The organism is Hydrocarboniphaga effusa AP103, from assembly GCF_000271305.1.
Taxonomy (GTDB): domain Bacteria; phylum Pseudomonadota; class Gammaproteobacteria; order Nevskiales; family Nevskiaceae; genus Hydrocarboniphaga; species Hydrocarboniphaga effusa.
In genome coordinates, this window is sequence record NZ_AKGD01000001.1 from 1528408 (window position 1) to 1549460 (window position 21053).

The following is a 21053-nucleotide window of genomic DNA, read 5'->3' on the forward strand; positions in this document are numbered from 1 at the left end:
TCTTTGCTGCAGTCGCTGCTTCGTATTTCGCAGGGTCAGCGGTTGTAGAGCTTCGCGAGCCCGGCGAGCTCCTGAGTCCGCCCGACGGCGAGTTCGCTCCAGTCGAAACGCCAGGTCCAGTTGGTATCGGCCAGCGTGCCCGGCGTATTCATGCGGTTGCCTGCGCCGAGGCTCAGCACGTCCTGCATCGGAACGATCGCGAGCTGCGCACACGAAGCGTAGATCGCGCGGATCAGCGGGTCTGGCATCGGTGCCGGGTCGGGCAGGTAGCGCCGCACGTCGGCCAGGCTCTGCTCGTCGAGGTTTTCGAACCATTCGCGCGTCACGGCATTGTCGTGCGTGCCCGTGTAGGCCACCGAATCGACCATGTAGTTGTGCGGCAGATGCGGGTTGGCCGGGTCGCCGTCGAATCCGAATTGCATCACCCGCATGCCCGGCAGTCCGAAGCGCTTCCGCAGCTGGTCGACTTCGGGCGTGATGTCGCCGAGGTCTTCGGCCACCAGCGGCAGGGCGCCGAGCTTTTCGGACACCGCCGTCAGCAATTCCTCGCCGGGCGCCTTGACCCAGCTGCCGTTGACCGCGGTTTCGTCTCCGGCCGGAATCTCCCAGCAAGCTTCCAGGCCGCGAAAGTGATCGATGCGCAGCAGGTCGAACAGCTCGCGCTGGCGGGCCAGCCGCTGCAGCCACCAGTCGTAGCCGTGCTTCTGATGCTCGGGCCAGCGATACAGCGGGTTGCCCCAGAGCTGCCCGGTTTCGGAGAAGTAATCGGGTGGCACGCCGGCGACCACGGTCGGTTGGCCGGCTTTGTCGAGCTTCCAGAGCGCGGGCCGCGCCCAGACGTCGGCGCTGTGATGGGCGACGAAGATCGGCAAATCGCCGAACAGATAGAGACCGCGATCGTTGGCGTAGGCGCGCAGATCGGCCCATTGCATCGCGAAGATGAATTGCTGGAAGCGCTCGAAATCGCAACGCTCGGCGACCGCCTCGACCGCGCGCTCGTAGGCCGCTCCCTTGCGATCGCGTACCGCTTTGGGCCAGTCGATCCAGCCACTGTTGTATTGCGCGTCGAAGGCGACGAAGCGCACGTAGTCTTCGAGCCAGTGGTCGGCTTCGTGGCAGAAGCGGCGATAGCGGGCCAGCCAATCGGCCGAAGCGGTTTCGAAGAACTTCTTGTGCGCCTCGCGCAGACACGCCGCGCGATGCTCGCGTGCCCCGACCCGGCTCAGTCCGCGATCGTAGCCGGCGAGCCAGCCGCGATCGACGAGCCAGTCGAGGCTGATCAGCAGTGGGTTCCCGGCGTTCGCCGAGGTGCTGTAGTACGGCGAGCCATCCTCGTGCGTCGGATTCAGCGGCAGCACCTGCCAGATCGAAAATCCGGCGCGCACCGCGAAATCGACGAAACGGTAGGCATCGTGGCTGAAGTCGCCGTTGCCGAGCGGCCCGGGGAGCGAGGTGATGTGCGCAAGCACGCCGGCTCGGCGCCTGGCCAGCGGATTGACCGGCACCGTCGCGGCCGGCACAGCTTGGAGCGTCATCGGAAGTCCTTTTCCCAAGTCCCTAGTTCGCGCGCATCACGCCGCCGGCGGCCGGATCGCCCTGACCCAAGCTCAGCACGGCCGCGAGTTCGGCCGGCGGCGGCTCACCGAGCATTTCGTAGAGCCGGCGCAGGTGCAGGCGATAAAGCGATTCGAAATCGCTGACCGCGCGATCGGGGTTGTAGTCGCCAAGCCACCAGAACCAGTCCGATCCCTCGCAAACCGCGAGTTGGCGATCGATGGCCGTGAGTTCGGCTGGCGACAGGCGCCCGCTCGCGACCACGCGGTCGTAGGCGTTCTTGGCATGCACGAGCAGATCCCAGCCGCGGTTCTTGTCGGCGCTGCCGATCCAGGTCGAGAACGTGCCGTAAACCCAGCTGCCGGCCGTGAGCCTGGGCAGGTGCGAAAGCCGCGCTTGTCCGGCCAACGCTTCGGACATCGTCGAGAGCCTGAGCTGCGGATGCGCGGCGATGCGCGCGTACAGCGTCGACAGCAGCCAGTAGGCGTTGTGCGGATAGAACTCCCAGGCGTTCTCGCCGTCGAGATAGATCAGCAACAGGCCGCCGGGCGTTTGCCAGGCGCGCGATTCGAGGCGTTGCAGCAGATGCGTGACCGCGTCGTCTGCGTGCCAGGTTTGATACTGGAAGCCGACCGCGTCGGAGAGCTCGTCGTCGCGGAAGACGCAGGCCAGCGGGTTGTCGCCGAACTGCACGGGCGCGTTGGCGGGCGCCGAGCGCAGGCCCGCGTTGAGCACGCTGTGATGCAGCACGTTGCCGCCCGAAGCCGTCCAGCGAAAGCCGAACTCAGGCAGCAGTTTGAGCGTCGCCTCGCTGATGGAACCTTCGGACGGCCAGCAACCTTCGGGTCGAAAGCCGAAGCAGCGTTCGAACACTTGCAGCCCGCGTTCGAAGTGCCAGCGTGCGCGATCGATGCCGCCCGGATACTGCGCGGCGGAAGTCGGCAGCGGAGCGCCCGGCATCGCCTCGTGCGCCGATTGCAGATCGAGCAGCAGCGGCACGATCGGATGCCCGTAAGGCGTGGTGGTGAGTTCCACGCGTCCGCTTTCGGCGAGCTTGCGATAGCGCGGGATGATGCCGGCGGTGATCTGGCCGATCAGTTCGAGCAGTTCGCGTCGCTGCTGCAGCGTGTAGCCGCGGCCCTGCTCGGCGAGTTGCTGCACGAATGCGTTGTCGCGGCGAACCGTCTCGCCCATCCAGGCCAGATGCAGCCAGGTCAGCAGATCGGCGATGTAGGCATCGGACAGATACGCCGCGAACTCGTGCTCCTGATCGATGCGCTCGGCGATCTTCGCGAGCGCCGCATAAGGCGCCCAGCGTGCGATCAGGCGCTCCTTGTGCGAACGCAATCCTGCCTGGATCAGCGCGGCTCGCGTATTCGCGTCAGGCGGATAGTGCTCGGCGACGAGCGCCTCGAGCAGCGGCTCCTTGAGTTCGGCGCCGCGGGCGAGGAAATCGGCGATGGTCTGCGCACGTGCTTCGAGCTGTTCGAGCAGCAGCGGGGCGAAGTTGACGACGCCGCGAGCCGACACCTCGGCCTCGAAATGCGCCGCCATGTCGGCGTAATCCTTGATCGCGTGCAGGTACGTCCAAGGCAGCGCCGAGACGCCCGTGGCGGGGTCGCGATACTCGGGCTGGTGCATGTGCCAGCCCACCACCACGCGCAAACGGTCGTCGCTCATTCAGTGCTGCTCGATGTGCCGGTCGGAACACACAGCATACCCAAGCGAATCTGAACCGCTATACGTCGAAAGCACGCTGGGGAATGAGGCGCTCGAAAAGCTAGAACAGCCGCACGTAATGATCGACGAGCAGGAACGTGAACAGGCCCATCAGATACACGATGGAATAGCCGAAGGTGCGCATCGGCAGGCCCGGAACCGGTGAAAACTTGAGCCGCCAGGCGTAGTACAGGAACACGCCGCCGAGCCCGAGCGCGCCGATCAGATACAGCAGCCCGCTCATGCCGGTCACGAATGGCAGGATCGTGACGACGACGAGCAGCACCGTATAGAGCAGCACCTGCGTGCGCGTGAATTCGATGCCGTGCGTGACCGGCAGCATCGGCACTCCGGCCTTGGCGTACTCGTCGCGACGCTCGATCGCGAGCGCCCAGAAATGCGGCGGCGTCCAGATGAAGATGATCAGGAACAGGATCAGCGAATGCGCATGCAGTTCGCCCGTCGCGGCCACCCAGCCGAGCACCGGCGGCGCAGCGCCCGCAGCGCCGCCGATGACGATGTTCTGCGGCGTCGCGCGCTTCAGATACAGCGTGTAGATGCCTGCGTAACCGACCAGCGTGAACTGCGTGAGCACGGCCGTGAGCGGGTTGACGAGAAACCACAGCACGACGAAGCCCGCGAGCCCGATCACGGTCGCGAAGGCGATCGACTCGGTCATGCCGAGGCGGCCAGTCACGAGCGGACGGCCGCAGGTGCGCGCCATGTTGGCGTCGATGTTGCGATCGATGATCTGGTTGATCGCGGCGGCCGAAGCGGCCTGCAAGGTGATGCCGAGCGTGCCCCAGACCAGCGCCGCGATCGGCGGCAGTCCCGGCACCGCGAGGAACATGCCGATGATCGCGGTGAACACGATCAGCATGACCACGCGCGGCTTGCACAGCTCGTAGTACTCGTGGAGCAGCGAGCTGGGTTGTTCGGCGGCGGAGGTCATATCGGAACTCGTGCCCATGTCAGCGCGGAGGCGCCTGACGCAGGCGCACGTTGAGCGCGAGCAGCGTGCTCAGCAGCAGCGCGGCTCCGGCGTTGTGCGCGGTGGCCAGCGGCAGTGGCAGCTGGAACAGCACCGTGGTGATGCCGAGCGTGATCTGCAGCGCGAGCACCGCGAGCACGGCCTGGCCGAAATGCTTCCAGACGCTTTCGCGACAGCGCAGCAGCGCCACCGCGAGCAGCAGCAGGAACAGGCTCACCACGAGCGCGCCGACGCGATGCATCCAATGAATCGTCACGCGCGCGCGCGCATCGAGAATGCCGTGTTCGTAATTGATGCCGAGCCCGTGCCAGAGCGTGAACGCGGTCTTGAAATCGGTTTCGGGCACGAGCCGGTAATGGCAGGTCGGGAAATCCGGGCAGGCCAGCGCGGCGTAATTGGTGCTGGTCCAGCCACCCAGGAAGATCTGCAGGGCCACCAGGATCAGGCCGATGGTGGCGACGCCGATCAGCGGGCGCGGCGCCTTGGCGGCGCCGTGCGCGCGGCCGGACAGCCACAGGACCAGCAGCAGCGATAGCGTGGTCAATCCACCGATCAGATGGCCGGTGACCACGAGCGGCTTGAGCAGCAGGGTGACCGTCCACATGCCGAGCATGCCCTGGAACACGACCAGCCCGACGAGCACCCACGGCAGTTTTTTGGGCGCACCCTTGATGCGCGTGCTCATCAGCGCGAGCGCCACGATCAGGAAACCCAGCGTCGAGGCCAGATAGCGATGAATCATTTCCTTCCAGGCCTTGTGCGCCTCGACCGGACGCTCCGGAAAGGCCTGCTGGGCCTGGGCGACATCGTGATCGGCCTCGGGCACGCCGACGTGTCCGTAGCAGCCCGGCCAGTCCGGGCAACCGAGGCCGGCATCCGACAGCCGCACGAAGGCGCCGAACACCACCACGACGAAGCACAGCAGCACGGCGGTGAAATTGATGCGGCGGAACCAGAGCATGGACGGTGACGTGTGAGGCGACGCGGACGCGGCGGACGGCATTTTAGTGACCTATCAGCCCAGGCGGGACAGCTTGAGCAGCTTGTTGATGTCTTTTTGCATGCCCTTGAAATCGGCCTGCACGCCGTGGCCGCCCGGATACAGCATCAGGTAATTGCCGGCCGGATCGACCAGGAACAGCGTCTCGGCATCGGTGGAGCCGAAGAAGCGGCGCGCTTCGCCGAGGTCGGCGATCGCATGCCAGCTGACGTCGGGCTGCTCGGCCGCGAGCCGCGATTGCAGGGCCGCGAGGCCGGCGGCGTCGTTGCCGATCACGACGCGCTGCAGGCGCTCGCGCTCAGCCGCGAGCGCGGTGCGCATCTGCCGCGTGGTGACCAGGCGATCGGTGCAAAGCTTCTCGCAGTCGCCATCGACGAGCTGGATCAGCAGCCATTTGCCGCGCAGGGCTTCGGTGGTGGAGGCGCTGCCGTCGGGCTCGGTGAGCGACCAGTTCGGCAGCTGCAGCGGCGGGTTCACGAGCTGGCCGTAGTTGGTCGTGCCGGTCGGCCGGGCGTCGGGAAAATAGAAATACAGCGACCAGGCCGCGACGAACGGGGCGAAGAACAGCAGGGCGAGCAGCACGAACTGCGTGCGGCCGGTGAGGCGCGAGCGAGGGCCGGCGGTGGGCGGAGCAGCGTTCATGCGTCGGGACTTCTCGGAATGCGTTTGAGGTTGAGCTTCACGAACAGGAACAACAGAGTGGCCGCGAACGCGTACCACTGGGCCGCATAGGCGTAATGCCGCTGCGGCGGAAAACCGGTGCTCACGCGCCAGTCGCGCACGTAGCCATCGGCGGCGTCGGCCTGCAGCAAGAGCACGCCCGGCAACACGGCCTCGCCGAGCAGACAGCGAAAATCCTTCACCTCCGGATACTGCAGCACGCGGGGCCAGGCCTCGCCTGCGCAGTTGTCGACGGCCAGTCGCAAACCGGGACGGGCCGGCTCGCGCCAGAGGCCGGCCACCTGCCGCGTCTCCTCGCCGACCGCGACATTCGGCAGCTGGCTACGGCTCGCCGTCTGCGGCACCCAGCCACGGTTGACGATGACGATGGCGCCGTCGTCGAGTCGAAGCGGGGTCAGCACATGATACCCCGGGCGACCTTCGTAGCCTTCATTGTCGAGCAATAGCTGGTGCGCGCTGTCGTAGCGACCCACGGCCTGGGCGTGCAGGGCGCCGTCCTTCTGCGCGGCCTCGCTGCTGCGCGACAGCGCCGTCGGCGCCTGCTGCCCCGCCTCGTCGAGCGTCTGTTGCAGGGCGATCTTGCGGATTCCGCGATCGAGTTGCCAGGTTCCGAGCGTGATCAGCAAGGCCAGGCACGGCAGCAGGCCGAGCCAGGCCCACAGCGGTGGGCGGAACTGCAGTCGGCTGTATGAAGAAGCACTCATCGAACGGTCGGGCGGCCTTCAGTCGGGAATGGCGAAGATGCGGGCATTAGCAGCGACCGAGAACGGCGATACCATGCGCCGCTCAGCCTGGAGCGCCTTGGACAACATCGACATATGGTCGTCAACGGATTCATCGTCATCTTCCTGGTCGCGATCATCGTCGCCCTGCTCGCCGGCGGCTACTTCGTCGTGCGCGATCCGAGCACCCAGCGCCGCGCCTTGTGGGCCCTGATCTGGCGCGTCGGCCTGCAGGCCTTGCTGCTGATCTTCCTGGTCCTCGCCTTCTTCTTCGGCTGGATCAAGCCGCACGGGGTCGGTGGCTGAGGCTTCGAAACCGAAACGCGGAATCGCATCCGTACAGCAAAAAGGCCCGCTGAGCGGGCCTTTTTGCTGACCACGTCGCCTGATCGAGGATCAGACGATGTAGACGAAGATGAACAGGCCGATCCAGACCACGTCCACGAAGTGCCAGTACCAGGCCACGCCCTCGAAGCCGAAGTGGCTGTCGGGCTTGAAATGGCCGAGCATCAGGCGGATCGCGATGATCGCGAGCATCAGCGTACCGAGCGTCACGTGGAAGCCGTGGAAGCCCGTGAGCATGAAGAAGGTGGAGCCGTAGACGCCCGAGGTGAGCTTGAGGTTGAGCTCGTGGTAGGCGTGGATGTATTCGCTGGCCTGGAAGTACAGGAACAGCGAACCCAGCGCGACCGTGACCCACATCCAGATGATGCAGGACAGGCGGTGGTTTTCCTTGAGATCGTGATGCGCCTTCTCGAGCGTCATGCCCGACGTGATCAGCAGCACGGTGTTGACGAAGGGCAGGCCCCAGGCGCCGACCGTCTCGAACTTTCCGCCGACCGCGGCCGGGCCGTTGGTCGGCCAAGTGTTCTCGAAACCGGGCCACAGCGTCAGGTGCGTGGCGACCTTGGCGCCCTCGCCCGAGAGCCACGGCACCGACATTTCGCGGGTATACCAGAGCGCGCCGAAGAAGGCGGCGAAGAACATGACCTCGGAGAAGATGAACCAGGCCATGCCCATGCGATAGGTGCGATCGACCTGCGCGTTGTACGCGCCGCTCTCACTCTCGAGGCAGATGCCGCGCACCCAGCGGAACACGATGTAGATGGCCAGCGCCGCACCGATCCACACGGGCAGCATGCCGACGTGCTGCTCTTCGAGATAGCCCCAGACGCCGATGACGACGGCCACCAGAGCCGCAGTCAGGATGAACGGCCAGGCCGTGGGCTCCGGAACGAAATAGTGACTCTTGTCCGGGGCGTGATCGTGGGTTGCGGCTGGCGTCGCCATGGGTCTCTCTCAAACCTCGTGCTAGCTGTTGGGCGAAGCAGGCGCGCTCTTTCCAGCGGTCTGCGTCACGTCAAAAAAAGTATACGACAGGGTCACCGTATCCACTTCCGGCGGTAACTCCGGATCAATCACGAAGCGCACCGGCATCTCCTTCTCTTCCCCGGCCTTGAACGGCTGGTTGTTGAAGCAGAAGCACTCCGACTTGCGCAAATGCCTTGCGGCGGTGGTGGGTGCAACGTTCGGAACCGCCTGGGCCACGATGTCGTGGTCCTCGGTGTTGCGAGCATGGAACATCACCGTCGAAAACTCGCCCGGATGCACTTCGACCTGTGCCTGCTCCGAACGAAACTCCCAATTGCGACCGCCGTTCACGGTGGTCACGAACTGCACCTTCACGAGCCGCGTCTTGTCGACCGCGGCCCCACCGCTTTCACTGACCGCCTCGGTCGACACCTTGCCGTTGAGGCCGATGAACGTGCACAGCGCGTTGTACAGCGGCACCGTCGCGTAGCCGAAGCCGAACATGCCGGCGACCACCGCGACCATGATCAAGGCCGTGCGGCGTACCGATTTGCGGCCCTGTTCCGTGGCGCTCATGCGGCTCAGCGCCGGGTCTGCGCGTAGACGAAGCCGGCCAGCACGACGATCACGAGCGCCACGTGCACCAGCGCGAGAATCACGTTGCGCCGGGCCCGCTTGCGATCAGCTTCCATTGCACTCATCGATAGCGACGCGATCAGTGATGACCGGCGTGCGCGTGGGTGGTGTCGTGCAGGTTCTGCGTTTCGGCGTCACCGACGTACGGCGGATCGACGAAGGTGTGATACGGAGCCGGCGACGGCACCGTCCACTCCAGGCCGTGCGCGCCTTCCCAGACGCGGTCGGTTGCCTTGGTGCCCTTCTTGAACATGCACTTGAGCATGTTGCCGATGAAGATGAACTGGGCGATGAAGAACACGAAAGCGCCGATCGTGGAGATCTGGTTGAAGTCGGTGAACTGCACCGCGTAGTCCGGAACGCGGCGCTGCATGCCAGCCAGACCCGAGAAATGCTGCGGGAAGAAGGTCACGTTGATGGCGATCGCCGACAGCCAGAAGTGCAGCTTGCCGAGCGTTTCGTTGTACATGCGGCCGGTCCACTTCGGGATCCAGTAGTAGACGCCCGCGAGGATCGAGAACACCGCGCCCGGCACCAGCACGTAGTGGAAGTGCGCGACCACGAAATAGGTGTCGTGGTACTGGAAGTCCACCGGGGCGACCGCGAGCATCAGGCCCGAGAAGCCGCCGATCGAGAACAGGAACACGAAGGCGACCGCGAACAGCATCGGGGTCTCGAAGGTCATCGAGCCCTTCCACATCGTCGCCACCCAGTTGAACACCTTCACGCCGGTCGGCACCGCGATGAGCATGGTGCTGAACATGAAGAACAGCTCACCGGCCAGCGGCATGCCGACCGTGAACATGTGGTGCGCCCAGACGATGAAGCTCAGGAACGCGATCGAGGCAGTGGCATAGACCATCGAGTCATAGCCGAACAAGGTCTTGCGCGCGAAGGTCGGGATGATCGTCGAGACGACGCCGAACGCGGGCAGGATCAGGATGTACACCTCGGGGTGGCCGAAGAACCAGAACACGTGCTGGAACAGGACCGGGTCACCACCGCCCGAAGCCGTGAAGAAGCTCGTGCCGAAGTACTTGTCGGTCAGCAGCATGGTCACCGCGCCGGCGAGCACCGGCATGGTCGCGATCAGCAGGTAGGCGGTGATCAGCCAGGTCCAGCAGAACAGCGGCATCTTCAGCAGCGTCATGCCGGGCGCGCGCATGTTCAGGATCGTCACGGCGACGTTGATGGCGCCCGTGATCGAGCTGATACCCATCAAGTGCACGGCGAAGATCAGGAACGGAAAGCCTTCGCCCATCTGCAGCACGAGCGGCGGATACATGGTCCAGCCGCCGGCCGGGCCGCCCGAGGGCAGGAACAGGGTCGACAGCAGCAGCGCGAACGCGAACGGCAGGATCCAGAAGCCCCAGTTGTTGATGCGCGGCAGGGCCAGGTCGGAGCAGCCGATCTGCATCGGCACCATCCAGTTCGCCAGGCCGGTGAAGGCCGGCATCACGCCGCCGAAGATCATCACCAGCGCGTGCAGCGTGGTCATCGAGTTGAAGAACTCGGGATGCACGAACTGCATGCCGGGCGTGAACAGCTCGGCACGGATCACCAGCGACATCAGGCCGCCGATGAAGAACATGATGAACGCGAACACCAGGTACAGCGTGCCCAGGTCCTTGTGGTTGGTGGTCTTGATCCAGCGCATGATCCCCTTCTCGGGGCCGTGGTGCGCGTGATCGTCGTGGTGGGCGTGATCGGTGTGAGCCATGCGAAAACTCCGAAAAACTCTGTCGACTGCTATCTGTTTGGGGTCGGCGGCGCGTGCGGCTTACTTGCGCTGCGCCGCGACGTCGGCCGCGCTCACCGCGTCGGCCTTGTTGCCCCACGAGCTGCGGATGTAGGTCGCCACCGCGGCGATCTCGGCGTCCGAGAGCTGCGGGAACGGCGGCATCATGTTCTTGCCGTGCAGCACCTGGCCGATCACCGCATCCTTCGGACCATTGACGATCTTGCCGCCGGCGAGCGCCGGGAAGGTCGGCGGAGCGCCGGCACCGGTGGGCTGATGGCAGGCCGCGCAGTTGGCCTTGTAGATCTTCTCGCCGTCGGCCGCCGGAGCGGCAGCAGGCTTGGCGGCTTCGGCCGGAGCCGCTGCAGCGGCGACTTCGGTCTTCTCTTCGACGGCGGCAGCGGCCGGCGCTTCGGCGGCAGCCGGAGCCGCATCGGTCGCGGTGGCCGGAGCGGCGGCGGCGACTTCGGTGCCACCCTGCTTCTTCGAAGCGAGCCAGGCCGCGTATTCGTCTTCCGGCAGCGCCTTCACGACGATCGGCATGAAGCCATGGTCACGGCCGCAGAGTTCGGCGCAGACGCCGCGATAGGTGCCGGGCTGGTCGATCTTGGTCCAGATTTCGTTGACGTAGCCCGGGATCGCGTCCTTCTTGACCGCGAGTTCGGACACCCACCAGGCGTGGATGACGTCGTTGGAGGTGATCAGGAAGCGGACCTTCTTGCCCACCGGCAGCACCAGCGGGTTGTCCACGTCGACGAGGTAGTTCGGCACCGTGTTGACGTCGATGCCCGACTGCAGCTGGCGCGCCTTGTTCGAATCGGCGGCCAGCGTGGAGAAGAACGAAACGTCTTCGCCGATATATTCGTACTGCCATTTCCACTGATAGCCCGTCACCTTCACGGTCAGCTCGGAATTGCGCGTGTCATCCATGCGCACGAGCGTGGCGGCCGCGGGAATGGCCATGCCGATCAGAATCAGAAACGGAATCGTGGTCCAGATGATTTCGACGAGCGTGGACTCGTGGAAATCGGCCGGCTTCGGATGGCGCGATTTACGGTGCGCGAACACCGAGTAGAACATGACGCCGAAGACCACCACGGCGATCACCACACAGACCCAGAAGATGATCATGTGCAGATGGTGGACCTCGCGGCTGATCTCGGTCACACCCTCGGGCAGATTCCACTTCGCACCCGTGTAGGCGAACGCCGAACCACTGGCGAGAAGTGAGCCCAAGAACGCGATAGCGCGCGCCCAACCCGGCATCTTCAGCATGCTTCTAGTCTCCAAAAGGCTTCCCAGCGGACCCGTCGGCCCCCTCGGTGGCAATCACCCGGCCCCAAGCCGGCTTAGCGGACAATACTTGTTTTAGCCGCACGGCCAAGGCCGCGCGTTCCTCTTCCGTCAGACAGCTGCCGATCTCGACCCATTGCCCCGAGCTGCCCAGGCGCAGCCGGCTCGGATCATGGCGGTAGTGGCCCGCCTCGATCGCAACCCGTGCCCACGCTCTTGGAAACTCGATCCGCGAATCGATGCTGGCTGCGCCAGCTCGCCCCGTCTGTCCGAACTCCACCAGCACTCGCTCGTCGTCCACACTGATCACTTCCCGGTAGCGATTGCGGCGCAGGCTGACCCACACCGCGGCAGTCACCGCCATGATCTCGGCACCCGCGAACGGCAACACGGGCCAAAAACCGAACCAGACGCAGACTGCTGCCACCGAAAGCGCCAGAGCGCTCAGCGAACCCAGGAACCACAACGCCCCGCGAACATCCAGCGACGCGTTCGGCCCAATGACGATGCGTGTGATCGGCATGGTTGCGGCATGGTTGGTATCGGGTGATGGCTGGGAGCGCCGCACACTGTGCAGAGGCTTTCGAGCCGCCGGATTGTAGTGGATGCCGCTGAGCCGGCGCAAAAATTTTTGGGAATTGGGCTTTCCGACGGGCTCGGCGCCGGGGCTTCAGGCCAGCACGCTGCGCAGCGACGCGAAGACCTCGCCCGCATCCGTGCCGCCGGTGGCGATGCGCCCGAGCAACGGAGCGCCGACGCGATCGGCGATGCTGCGGATGTTCTCGTCGAGCCGATCCTGTCGCGGCGGCAGTTCGTTGGCGACCCAGCCGGCCAGATGCAGGCCGCGGGCGCGGATCGATTCGGCCGTCAGCAGCGCGTGGCTCACGCAGCCCAGGCGCATGCCGACGACGAGCAGCACCGGCCAGCCGCGCGCGCCGACCCAGTCGGCGAAGTCGGCCGCATCGTTGAGCGGCACGCGCCAGCCGCCGGCGCCTTCGACGAGCAGCCAGTCGTGGCGAGCGGCGAGCCGGTCGGCCGCGGCGTCGAGCACGCGCAGCTCGACCTCGACGCCCGCCTCGCGCGCCGCGATGTGCGGGGCCAGCGGCGGTTCGAAGGCGTAGGGATTCACCGCCTCGTAGGTCTCGTCCGCGCCGGAAGCCGCGAGCAGGGCCAGCGCGTCCTCGTTGCGCAGCCGGCCGCCGGCATCGCGCTCGCAGCCGCTCGCGACCGGCTTGTAGCCGCAGGCGCGCAGGCCGCTGGACCGGGCAGCCCGCAGCAGCGCAGCACTCACGTGGGTCTTGCCGACACCGGTATCGGTGCCGGTGACGAAGACGGTCGGCAGCTTCGACAAGGCGATCAGGCCGGCGCCAGCACGGCGAGGCTGTCGTGCAGGGCGTCGAGCAGCGCGTCAATCTGTCCGAACTCGTGCGCCGCCGACAGGGTGATGCGCAGGCGCGCGGTGCCGCGCGGCACCGTCGGCGGGCGAATGCCGGCCACCCAGAAGCCGCGCCGCATGAGTTCGTTCGAGAGCGCCATCACGCGCGCATCGTCGCCGACCATCACGGGCTGGATCGGCGTCGCCACCGGCCGTTCGGGAATCGCCAGTCCGCGCTCGCGGGCGCCGGCGATGAAACGATGCACATTGGCGAGCAGCTTGGCCCGGCGCTCGGGTTCGGTGCGCAGGATGCGCAGCGATTCGCGCGCGGCGGCCGCGATCGCGGGCGGCGGCGCGGTCGAGAAGATCCAGCTGCGGGCGCGCTGGATCAGGAATTCGATCAGCGTTTCGGAGCCCGCGACGATGCCGCCCGCGCAGCCAAGCGCCTTGCCGAGCCCGTTGATCAGCACGTCGGGCTCGGTATCGAGCAACTCGATGCTGCCGCGCCCGCGCTCGCCGAGCACGCCCAGGCCGTGGACGTCGTCGACGATCAGCGCCGCGCCGGCAGCCCGCGTGAGCCTGGCCAGCGACGGCAGGTCGGCGATGTCGCCGTCCATGCTGAAGACACCGTCGGTGACGACGGCCGCGAAACGCGAAGGCTCCAGCGTGGCGAGCGCCGACTCATAGCCCGCGAGATCGGCATGCGGAACGCGAAGGTATTCGGCCTGGCTCGCGCGCGCGCCGTCGATCAGCGAGGCGTGGTTGAGCTCGTCGGCGATCACCACGTCGCCGCGACCGAGCAAGGCCTTGAGCACGCCCATGTTCGCGGCCGTTCCGGTCGAGAACAGCAGGGCGCGCGGGCGGCCGATGAAATCGGCGTATTCCTCTTCGAAAGCGCGATGCTCGGCGTCGTAGCCGCTGATCAGCGCCGAGCCGGTGCTGCCGACGCCGCCGTTCGAAATCGCCCGCTTCGCCGCTTCGGCGACGCGCGGGTCGGTGGCCAGGCCGAGGTAATCGTTGGCGCAGAAATTCAGGCAGGGTTTGCCGTCGACGACCATCTGGACCGCGTGATGGCCCGAGACGGTACGGCGGCTGCGGTAGAGCGAGCGTTCGCGCAGGGAGTCGAGCTGCGGGGCCAGGCGGGCGTCGAGCGGGCTTTGCTTCTTCCCCTCTCCCGCTTGCGGGAGAGGGTGCCCCGCAGGGGCGGGTGAGGGAGCACAATCCGATTCCTCAGCGCCACCGACCAACGGCGCTCCCTCACCCCTACCCCTCTCCCGCGTGCGGGAGAGGGGATCAATCACGTCGGCCGTCGGCGAAGCCATCACGCTCAAACCGCAGCCGCGTGCTCGTGCCCATGTTCGTGATGCTGATGATGCTCGCAGGCCGCGCCGCCATGCCGATGGCAGTCCTCGGCATTGCCGACCGCCACTTCGGTCGTGACCTTGCCTTCGATCTGCATGCCGAGCTTGGCGATCAGCGCGCGGTCCTTGGCGTTCTGCGGGTTCTCGGTGGTCAGCAGCTTGTCGCCGTAGAAGATCGAGTTGGCGCCGGCCATGAAGCACATCGCCTGGGTTTCGTCCGACATCGCCTGACGGCCCGCCGACAGCCGCACCGACGACTTCGGCATCAGCACGCGGGCGACCGCGATCACGCGCACGAAGTCGAGGCCCTGCACCGGCTCCTGCTTGCCGATCGCGAGCGGGGTGCCGTCGACCTGCACGAGGTCGTTGATCGGCACGCTCTCAGGATGCACGTCCATGGTCGCCAGCTGGCGCAGCAGTTCGGCGCGATCGGCGGTCTGTTCGCCCATGCCGACGATGCCGCCGCTGCAGACCTTCACGCCGGCCGCGCGCACGTTGGCGAGTGTGTCGAGACGGTCTTCATACGTGCGGGTGCTGATGATCTTGCCGTAGAACTCGGGCGAGGTATCGAGGTTGTGGTTGTAGTAATCGAGCCCGGCGTCGGCCAGTCGCTTCGCCTGGTGCGACTTGAGCATGCCCAAGGTCACGCAGGTTTCCATACCCAGTTCCTTGACCTCGCGAACCATCGCCTCGACCTTGTCGAGATCACGGTCTTTGGGGCTGCGCCAGGCCGCGCCCATGCAGAAGCGCGTCGCCCCGTTGGCCTGGGCCTCGCGAGCGGCCTCGACCACGGCGCGCACTTCCATCAGCGGCTCCTTCTTGAGCCCGGTTTCGAAGCGCACCGACTGCGGACAGTAGGCGCAGTCCTCGGGACAGGCGCCGGTCTTGATCGAGAGCAGCGTCGACAACTGCACGGTGTTCGGCTTCTGGTAGCGGCGATGCAACTCCTGGGCTCTGAACATCAGGTCCATGAAGGGCAGGTCGAACAGGGCCTGGACTTCTTCGCGGGTCCAGTCGTGGCGGATGTCGGCGGCGGTCGTCATAGGCGGCACGCGTGGCTACTTTTGGGGATTGAGGGGAGCGAGTGTGAAAACCGGCACCAGGGCTGTCAACTTTCTTCGGCGCCTCCAGGTTTACAAGCTGGAGCCCGTCAGACGACTGCTGAGCAGCCCGCATTGCCTGTGCTGCGAGCTGCCGACGGCCACCGAGCTGCTCTGCGAAGGCTGCAAGGCCGACCTGCCCTGGAACCTCGAAGCCTGCCCGGGCTGCGCCATCCCGTCGACGCGCGGCCTGCCCTGCCCGGCCTGCCTGCGCCGGCCTCGACGCTTCGACGCGGCCTGGGCACCGTTCCGGCTCGCCCCGCCGGTGCGGCTCGGCATTCTCGGGCTCAAGTACGCAGCGCGCTTCGAGCAGGCTCGTTTGCTCGGCGGGCTGATGGCCGAAGGCCTGCAGCATCGTGGCGGCGCCTCGCCCGATCTGCTGCTGCCGGTTCCGCTGCACTGGCGGCGGCTGATCAGCCGCGGCTACAACCAGGCGCAGCTGCTCGCGCGCGAAATCGGCAGGGCGCTCGATATCGAGCTCGACGTCCGCAGCCTGCGGCGTGTCCATGCGACGCCCGACCAGATCGGACGATCGGCCAGCGAGCGGCGACACAATCTGCGCAAGGCGTTCGAGCTGACACGCCGGCTCGACGGCCTGCATGTCGCGATCGTCGACGACGTGATGACCACCGGCGCCACTTTCGACGAGCTCGCGCGCGTCTGCCGCAAGGCCGGAGCGCTGCGCATCGAAGCCTGGGCGGCCGCGCGCACGCCGTGAATCGGAGCGCGGGCCCGGCAAAACTGCCGGGTAAAAGTGTGTAAACCCGCGCGCGCCGCGCAGTTCGAGCCGCTATGTTGCGCAAGCGTTTTTCCGACCGAACCCGACCATGACACTCGCCCGGCACGCGCGCCCCCATCCGGCACGCTCACCCAGCCTCGTCGCCCTCGCCCTGCTGCTCGCGTCGTCGCAGGCGCAGGCACAGGATTCCAGGCTGCCCGACAGCCGCTACCCGGCGATGAGCTGCAGCAAGCCGGTTAAGCCGTTCACGCCGCTGGACATCAACAGCGCGGCGGCCGCCGCCCAGTACAAGCTCGTGGTCGAGCGCTACAACCAGCAGGCGCAGGCCTACACCGCCTGCGTCAACGCCTATCTCGATGTGGCGATGGCCGATGTGCAACGCATCCAGCAGCAGATGGACGCAGCGGTCGCCGCTGCCAACGCGCCTTAGCCTGAACCACGCGGCGCACCGCTCTGCGCACACGCAGGGCGGGTCGAATGACTTCGGCGATGCGGCGTTTCTTCAGCGGCGCAGGTAGCGATCGAGAAAATCGAGCGCCGCATCGACCGCGCTGCCATCGGTCAGAAAGGCGCCGATGTGCCCGCGCCCACGCAGCACGTAAAGCTCGGTCGGCACGCCGGCCGCCTGCAGCGCTTTTTCGTAATCCTTGGCGTGATCGATGCTGACCAGGCTGTCGCCGCCGCCGTGATAGAGAAACACCGGCGGGTCGCCCGCGCTGACGTGATTGATCGGCGAGGCATCGCGGTACGCGGCCGGTTTCTGCTCGACGCTGCCGCCCAGAAAGCGCGGCACCAGGCCGCCGCCGGCCGAGCGGGTCAGATCGGTCGGCGTGCCGCCGCCGACCACGGCCTGGATCGCGAGCCCCGGCCTGCCGAGCGGCGGCGCCTCGCCGATGCCGCCGAGCAGCGCGGCCAGATGCGCGCCGGCCGAATAACCGAAAGCGCCGATGCGCTTCGGGTCGATGCGAAAGCGCTGCGCGTTCGCGCGCGTCCACAGCACGGCCTGCTGCACGTCCTGCAGCTGCGCCGGGAAGATCGCCTCGGGCACCAGCCGATAAGTGACGTTGACGGCGACGAAGCCGCGGCTCGCGAGGCGCTTGGCGATCGACTTCACCTGATCGCGATCGCCGCTCTCCCAGCCGCCGCCGTGGATCACGAGCACGGCCGGAAACGGGCCCGCGCCCTCGGGGACGTAGACATCGGCGAGCAGCGGCTTGGGCCAGTCGGCCGGCGTGAAGACCTGGTCGCGCACGCGCTCGTAATGCGTCTGCACGCGCGCCGGCCCCGGCGTGCTCGGTTTGCCCAGGTGCGTGCTGCAGGCCGCGCCGAGCACGGCGAACGCGATCAGCGCGGTGGTGGCGAGTTGGCGCAGCATCCCTGCTCCTGAATGGAGGATCCTGGAAGAAGCTACGGCTTCACAAGGAAACCGGAGGCATAGACAGCGCCGTGCCGACGAAGATCGCGAGCCCGTAGTAGTGGTTATGCAAGAACGCGCGCATGCAGGCCGCCGGCTCGCGCGCCGCGGTGATGCGCCACTGGTGAAGCGTCGTCAGCGCGGCCAGCGCCAGGCCCGCGTAATACGCCCAGCCGAGCGCGTGCGCGACACCGACGCCGGCCATCAGCAGCAGCGCGATCCATTGCAGCGCGAGCACGATCACGCGATCCGCGCGACCGAACAGGATCGCGCTCGATTTGACGCCGGCCTTGAGATCGTCGGCGCGATCGGCCATCGCGTAGTAGGTGTCGTAGGCGATCACCCAGGCGATGTTCGCGAGCATCAGCGCGGCGATCTCGCCGATCGGCAAACGCTCGCGCACGGCCGCGTAGGCCATCGGAATGCCCCACGAGAACGCGAGCCCGAGCACCGCCTGCGGAATGCTGATGAATCGCTTCATGAACGGATACGCGGCCGCGATCGCCACCGCCGGCAGCGCCAGCGCGAGCACGCGCACGTTGTGCAGCGAGGTCGTCAGCCCGAACGCGATCAGCGCCACCACCACGAACAGCCGCAGCGCCTCGCCCGAGCCGATCTCGCCGGCCGCCAGCGGACGATCGCGCGTGCGCGCCACCTGCGGGTCGAAATCGCGATCGGCGAAATCGTTGATGACGCAGCCCGCGGCGCGCATCAGCACGGTGCCGAGCACGAACACCACCAGCACCTTGAGCGGCGGCAGGCCGCCGGCCGCGAACCACAGTCCCCACAGCGTCGGCCACAGCAGCAGGTAGATGCCGATCGGCCGGTGAAAGCGCATCAGCCGCCAGTAGATGTCGAATTTGGCGGCGAAGCTCGGCGTGGAAGAGGTGTTCATGCGCGCAGTGTAAGAGTCAGACCTGTCCGTATTTCTCGACGTCGCCGACCCAGCGCGCGATCAGGCGCTTGGCATCGAGCGGGAAGCGCTCGAGCCATTCATCGGCGAGCTGCTGCAGCGGCGCGATCAGCGCCTGGTCACGCACCGGGTCGGCGATCTTGAGGCCGATCACGCCGGTCTGGCGGCGGCCGAGAATCTCTCCGGGACCGCGCAGTTCGAGATCGGCCTGGGCGATGCGGAAACCATCGGTGGTCGAGCGCATGGTTTCGAGCCGGCTCTTGGCCGCCTCCGACAGCGGCAGCTGATACATCAGCACGCACTGGCTCGCGGCCGCGCCGCGACCGACGCGACCGCGCAGCTGATGCAGCTGCGCCAGGCCCAGGCGCTCGGCGTTGTCGATCACCATGATGCTCGCGTTCGGCACGTCGACGCCGACTTCGATCACCGTGGTCGCGACCAGCAGCTGCGTGCGGCCTTCCTTGAAGTCGCGCATCTGCGCTTCCTTCTCGTCGCCCTTGAGCCGGCCGTGCACGAGCCCGATCTGCAGATCGGGCAGTTCCTGGCGCAGCAGGGCGGCGGTGACTTCGGCGGCCTGCGCGTCGAGTTCCTCGGATTCCTCGATCAGCGTGCAGACCCAGTACGCCTGGCGTCCGGCGCGACAGGCCTCGCCGATGCGCGTGAGCATCTCGTCGCGCCGGGCGTTGTTGAGCACCACCGTCGTCACCGGTGTGCGACCCGGTGGCAGCTCGTCGATGACCGACACATCGAGATCGGCGTAGACGGTCTGCGCGAGCGTGCGCGGGATCGGCGTGGCCGACATGATCAGCTGGTGTGGCGACGACCCTTGCGGTCCTTTGTCGCGCAAGGAAAGCCGTTGCTGTACGCCGAAGCGATGCTGCTCGTCGACGACCACGAGCGCGAGCCTGGAGAAACTCACGCTGCTCTGGAACACCGCGTGCGTGCCGACGACGATGCGCGATTCGCCGCTCGCCACGCGTGCGAGCCGCGCGTCCTTTTCGCTCTTGCGCAGCTTGCCGGCGATGAACTCGACCGCGATGCCGAGCGGCTCGAACCAGCGCGAGAGATTCAGATAATGCTGCTCGGCGAGCAGTTCGGTAGGCGCCATCAGCGCGCTTTGAAAGCCCGCGTTCGCCGCCGCGAGCATCGCCGATGCGGCGACCACGGTCTTGCCCGAACCGACATCGCCCTGCACGAGCCGCAGCATCGGCCGCCGCGCCGCGACATCGCGAGCCACTTCGCCGATCACCTTGCGCTGCGCCTTGGTGAACTCGAACGGCAGCACGCCCTGCAGCGCATCGGCGGCTTTTTCCATTGCCGGAATCACCGGCGCCGGCCGCGCGCGCACCTGCGCACGCAACAGGCGCATGCAGAGCTGATGCGCGAGCAGCTCTTCGTTGATGAGCCGGCGCTGCGCCGGGTGCTTGCCGGCGACGAGCAGCTGTGCATCCTCGGGCGTCGGCGGTGCATGCACGATGCGCAGCGCGGCGAGCGTCCCGGGGCCTTCGAGGCCCGGCAGCTGCGCGGACAGGCCCACGTCGCCCGCCGCAGCCTTGAGCGCGCGCTCGGCGAGCCGGCGCAGGCGCGCCTGCGTGACGCCGGTGGTCAGCGGATAGATCGGCGTGAGGCCTTGCGCGATCTCGAACTCGGAAACATCGTCGGCGACGCGATACTCGGGATGCACCATCTCGAAGCCGCTGGCCGCGAAACGCGCGCTGCCATAGGCCTGCACCCAGCGTCCGTTCTTGAACGCGTTGCGCTGCGCATCGTTGAAATAGAAGAAGCGCAGCAGCAGCGAGCGGCCGGCGTCGCCGATCACCACGCGCAGCGAGCGACGGCCGCCGTAGCGCACTTCGGAGGCTTCGACGCGCCCGCGCACGAGCGCGTCCTCGCCGTCGCGCAGATCGGCGAGCGCGACCAGCCGGCTGCGATCCTCATAGCGCGTCGGCAGATGGAACAGCAGGTCCTGCAGCGTCTCGAGCCCGATGCCGCGCAGCACGCCGGCGAGCTGCGGCCCGAAGCCCTTGAGATCGGCGAGCCGCGTCTGCAGCCCGCCGTCCGGCGCTACCGTTTTGCGGGTGCTCAGGACGGCTTAGTCGAGCACGACGATGGCATCGGCTTCGACGTTCGCGCCCTTGGGCAGCGAGCTGATGCCGAGCGCCGCGCGCGCCGGATAAGGCTGCGTGAAGTACTGCGCCATGATCTCGTTCACTTTCGGAAAGTGGGCGAGATCGGTCAGGAACACGTTGAGCTTGACGACCTTGTCGAGCGAGCCGCCGGCGGCCTTGGCGATCGCCGACAGGTTCTTGAACACCTGGTGGATCTCGTCTTCGATGCTCGCGTTGAGCAAGGTCATCGTCTTCGGATCGAGCGGAATCTGGCCCGAGACGTAGACGGTGTCGCCGACGCGCACGGCCTGCGAATAGGTGCCGATGGCAGCGGGTGCGTCGTCGGTATGGATGATCTGGCGGCTCACGGCATGGACCCTGGTTCGTGTCAAAGGCGG

At 66.8% G+C, this 21053-nt stretch carries 21 protein-coding genes; 3 read left to right on the plus strand and 18 right to left on the minus strand.

Annotation, left to right across the window (positions count from 1 at the left end; translation table 11 throughout):
* Positions 1-35 precede the first annotated feature (35 nt).
* From malQ to WQQ_RS22865, 6 genes are all read right to left on the minus strand, one after another.
* Positions 36-1535: a 4-alpha-glucanotransferase gene (malQ, locus tag WQQ_RS06710; protein ID WP_007184352.1), complete on the minus strand. Its 1500-nt coding sequence runs from the start codon at positions 1533-1535 to the stop codon at positions 36-38.
* Between the two features lie 22 nt (positions 1536-1557).
* Entirely contained in the window at positions 1558-3234 is a 1677-nt protein-coding gene (locus WQQ_RS06715; protein WP_007184353.1) for a glycoside hydrolase family 57 protein, read from the minus strand.
* Positions 3235-3334: 100 nt separating this feature from the next.
* Positions 3335-4225 (minus strand): heme o synthase, encoded by an 891-nt coding sequence (gene cyoE, locus WQQ_RS06720; RefSeq protein ID WP_007184354.1) that lies wholly within the window; start codon positions 4223-4225, stop codon positions 3335-3337.
* A gap of 19 nt (positions 4226-4244) precedes the next feature.
* Positions 4245-5225, minus strand: a complete 981-nt coding sequence (locus WQQ_RS06725) for a COX15/CtaA family protein (RefSeq protein ID WP_007184355.1) — start codon at positions 5223-5225, stop codon at positions 4245-4247.
* A gap of 54 nt (positions 5226-5279) precedes the next feature.
* On the minus strand, positions 5280-5906 hold the full coding sequence (locus WQQ_RS06730; RefSeq protein ID WP_007184356.1) for a redox-active disulfide-containing membrane protein: 627 nt from the start codon (positions 5904-5906) through the stop codon (positions 5280-5282).
* Complete coding sequence (locus WQQ_RS22865) at positions 5903-6649, minus strand: SURF1 family protein (RefSeq protein WP_007184357.1); 747 nt, start codon at positions 6647-6649, stop codon at positions 5903-5905. Before WQQ_RS22865 ends, WQQ_RS06730 begins: the two co-directional genes overlap by 4 nt.
* 114 nt (positions 6650-6763) lie before the next feature.
* On the opposite strand from WQQ_RS22865, the gene WQQ_RS06740 reads away from it, so the two are divergent.
* Positions 6764-6973, plus strand: a complete 210-nt coding sequence (locus tag WQQ_RS06740; protein ID WP_007184358.1) for a DUF2909 domain-containing protein — start codon at positions 6764-6766, stop codon at positions 6971-6973.
* Positions 6974-7063: 90 nt separating this feature from the next.
* Here the strand turns inward: WQQ_RS06740 and WQQ_RS06745 are convergent, their stop codons facing one another.
* The 8 genes from WQQ_RS06745 to bioB form a co-directional block, all read right to left on the minus strand.
* Positions 7064-7957: a cytochrome c oxidase subunit 3 gene (locus tag WQQ_RS06745; RefSeq protein WP_007184359.1), complete on the minus strand. Its 894-nt coding sequence runs from the start codon at positions 7955-7957 to the stop codon at positions 7064-7066.
* Positions 7958-7978: 21 nt separating this feature from the next.
* Entirely contained in the window at positions 7979-8554 is a 576-nt protein-coding gene (locus tag WQQ_RS06750) for a cytochrome c oxidase assembly protein (protein WP_007184360.1), read from the minus strand.
* A 139-nt stretch (positions 8555-8693) separates the two neighbouring features.
* Positions 8694-10334: a cytochrome c oxidase subunit I gene (gene ctaD / locus WQQ_RS06755; RefSeq protein WP_007184362.1), complete on the minus strand. Its 1641-nt coding sequence runs from the start codon at positions 10332-10334 to the stop codon at positions 8694-8696.
* Between the two features lie 60 nt (positions 10335-10394).
* Complete coding sequence (coxB, locus tag WQQ_RS06760) at positions 10395-11627, minus strand: cytochrome c oxidase subunit II (RefSeq protein ID WP_007184363.1); 1233 nt, start codon at positions 11625-11627, stop codon at positions 10395-10397.
* A 4-nt stretch (positions 11628-11631) separates the two neighbouring features.
* The gene (locus WQQ_RS06765) at positions 11632-12168 is read right to left on the minus strand and encodes a DUF2244 domain-containing protein (RefSeq protein ID WP_050997587.1); all 537 of its coding nucleotides are present in this window, start codon (positions 12166-12168) and stop codon (positions 11632-11634) included.
* A gap of 147 nt (positions 12169-12315) precedes the next feature.
* A complete protein-coding gene (gene bioD / locus WQQ_RS06770; RefSeq protein WP_007184365.1) occupies positions 12316-12996 on the minus strand; it encodes a dethiobiotin synthase in 681 nt (226 codons plus the stop codon).
* Positions 12997-13001: 5 nt separating this feature from the next.
* Positions 13002-14267, minus strand: a complete 1266-nt coding sequence (locus tag WQQ_RS06775) for an aminotransferase class I/II-fold pyridoxal phosphate-dependent enzyme (protein ID WP_007184366.1) — start codon at positions 14265-14267, stop codon at positions 13002-13004.
* A gap of 80 nt (positions 14268-14347) precedes the next feature.
* Entirely contained in the window at positions 14348-15424 is a 1077-nt protein-coding gene (bioB, locus tag WQQ_RS06780; protein ID WP_007184367.1) for a biotin synthase BioB, read from the minus strand.
* A gap of 43 nt (positions 15425-15467) precedes the next feature.
* On the opposite strand from bioB, the gene WQQ_RS06785 reads away from it, so the two are divergent.
* Positions 15468-16199, plus strand: coding sequence for a ComFC family protein (locus WQQ_RS06785; RefSeq protein WP_007184368.1), 732 nt, complete (start codon positions 15468-15470; stop codon positions 16197-16199).
* A 109-nt stretch (positions 16200-16308) separates the two neighbouring features.
* Positions 16309-16650: a hypothetical protein gene (locus tag WQQ_RS06790; RefSeq protein ID WP_007184369.1), complete on the plus strand. Its 342-nt coding sequence runs from the start codon at positions 16309-16311 to the stop codon at positions 16648-16650.
* Positions 16651-16722: 72 nt separating this feature from the next.
* Here the strand turns inward: WQQ_RS06790 and WQQ_RS06795 are convergent, their stop codons facing one another.
* From WQQ_RS06795 to WQQ_RS06810, 4 genes are read right to left on the minus strand one after another with little or no spacing between them, the layout of a single operon-like run.
* Positions 16723-17595 (minus strand): alpha/beta hydrolase, encoded by an 873-nt coding sequence (locus WQQ_RS06795; protein WP_007184370.1) that lies wholly within the window; start codon positions 17593-17595, stop codon positions 16723-16725.
* Between the two features lie 40 nt (positions 17596-17635).
* The gene (gene ubiA / locus WQQ_RS06800; RefSeq protein ID WP_007184371.1) at positions 17636-18529 is read right to left on the minus strand and encodes a 4-hydroxybenzoate octaprenyltransferase; all 894 of its coding nucleotides are present in this window, start codon (positions 18527-18529) and stop codon (positions 17636-17638) included.
* A 16-nt stretch (positions 18530-18545) separates the two neighbouring features.
* Entirely contained in the window at positions 18546-20597 is a 2052-nt protein-coding gene (recG, locus tag WQQ_RS06805; protein ID WP_040453134.1) for an ATP-dependent DNA helicase RecG, read from the minus strand.
* A gap of 42 nt (positions 20598-20639) precedes the next feature.
* Positions 20640-21023 carry a RidA family protein gene (locus tag WQQ_RS06810; RefSeq protein WP_007184373.1) on the minus strand — a complete coding sequence of 128 codons (384 nt, stop codon included), beginning with the start codon at positions 21021-21023 and terminating at the stop codon, positions 20640-20642.
* Positions 21024-21053 lie beyond the last annotated feature (30 nt).